Annotated in this window: 3 protein-coding genes; all 3 read left to right on the forward strand. The window is 48.3% G+C overall.

What is annotated here, in order from left to right; translation table 11 throughout:
* The coding region (locus tag HCUR_RS08225; RefSeq protein ID WP_165780631.1) for a hypothetical protein at positions 1–839 on the forward strand (839 nt) is incomplete at its 5' end.
* Positions 814–1,194, forward strand: a complete 381-nt coding sequence (locus tag HCUR_RS09475) for a hypothetical protein (RefSeq protein WP_243397246.1) — start codon at positions 814–816, stop codon at positions 1,192–1,194. The genes HCUR_RS08225 and HCUR_RS09475, both read left to right, overlap by 26 nt.
* 15 nt (positions 1,195–1,209) lie before the next feature.
* Positions 1,210–1,779, forward strand: a 570-nt coding sequence (locus HCUR_RS01695) for a hypothetical protein (RefSeq protein WP_129591831.1), incomplete at its 3' end; no start/stop codon positions are given.

The raw sequence follows: 1,779 nt of genomic DNA on the forward strand, positions 1-1,779 counted from the left end.
TCGGCCAGGCCTATCGTAGCGGTCTTTCGGGGCTGGAACATAAATTACTCCACGGAGCCTTGGCCATGGCCTCTAGCCTATCCCTCCAGGCTCTGGAAAGCGGCACTGGAGACTGGAATCAGGCTCTTCTGGCGGCAGGCGCCACCATGGCGGTGGAGACGTGTGCGCAGGGCGTTACAGAAGGAATTCGAGACCAGCTGCCTCAAAGAGCCCAGGGGGAAGGGCAGGAGGCCTACACTGAGCGCTGTCAGGAGGCAGCCCAGGCGTTGGCAGGTCGGGCGGTGGCATCGCTAAGAATCCTCCTGGCTACGGGGTTAGCCTTGGCGGGCAAGGATTCCGGAGATATCCAGGCCTGTGACACCGCGGCCACCACTGGCTTGGAGGAAAATTTTGTCACCACCATTCTGGCAGTAGCCTACGATGTAGCCCAGGGCGTTCAGGAAGTACGTGACGAGATCCAGGAGGGCAATTACTGGAGCGCCGCCGCTCAGGGGGCTCTAGCCGCCGGATCCGTAACCTTAGATCTAGCCAGCGCAGGGGTGGGGAGCACGCTGGCCAAGGCAGGAGTCCGCCTGGCGCGAACCGCCTTAAGCAAAGACAAGGGCCCGGGGATACTGAAAAAAGAGGGCAGCAATGCTTCGGGTCTAAAGGCCACAGGAAAACAGCGCCAGGAAAAGAAAGCGGATATGACCCCGGCGGAATCCCGGGCGTATTTCGAACGCTACAAAGACAATCCTGTGCCGGTGGGTAAGTATAAAGAGAAAAAAATGAAAGATATTGCTAGAGGACGTACAAAAGAAACTGGACTCAAGTATGAACAGCACCATGTATATTGCTAGAGGACGTACAAAAGAAACTGGACTCAAGTATGAACAGCACCATGTATGGCCCGTGGCTCAGTCTCGAGAAATTTCTAAAGTTACTGGAAAGCAGTATAAAAATAGTGCAGTTATTCCTTTGCCTAAAAAAATACATAAAGCCCAGGGGCGTAAATTGATTCACAAAAGAAATGAGACACTTAAGCCACAGAATCCAAGAGAATCCCTATTGCAAGGGGTGCAAGATACTCGCCAAGGCTTGCTGAATGCGGGGTGTGATCCCATGAAGACCAATGAGGCTTGCCTAGAGGCACTGAAGACAATTAAGGCGGACAACCCGGAAGGATTTTCTGGAAAAATCCCTCCCAAACCCTAGAAAATGGAGATACAAATGACAAGACAACAAATTTATAATGAAATTCGTGAACGATCACCTCTTGATATTTATAGTGCGCCAGAATTACTGGAAGCTTTGGAATTATTCGAAAACGAAGACTTATTGGAAGATCTAGAAGACCTATACCAAGAGTGGGGAAGTCTTCCAAAAATATATTGTACGGATAAAGAAGAAGACATAGAACATATTCAACAATGCGAATCGTTATTTGAGTTTATTACTGAAGCTATTTTCAATCACGGGGACCCTTCCGTGATCCCCCCATTGCTGAAGTATGTTCCCTCAGATGATGACGATAAAGAGGATTCAGTCTTTATGGAGGATTATTCCAGTGAGCAACTCTGTAATGGCATTACCGATGCAGATTATTTTGGGGAAGACTACATTCCCGTGCTGTTGGGGTGTATTCATGAACTTTTGCCCCGAGCGATAGATGCTGCAGATTCTTTTTTGTATCAAATGATTTTGGATGACTTGGTTTATTTTAAAGAAACTCGTCCTCTAGTAAGTTATTTTTATTTGGCGCAAAAAGAATCTCTGAGGAAAATTTTCGACTACTCAATT

The organism is Holospora curviuscula (assembly GCF_002930195.1).
Classification (GTDB): Bacteria; Pseudomonadota; Alphaproteobacteria; order Holosporales; family Holosporaceae; genus Holospora; species Holospora curviuscula.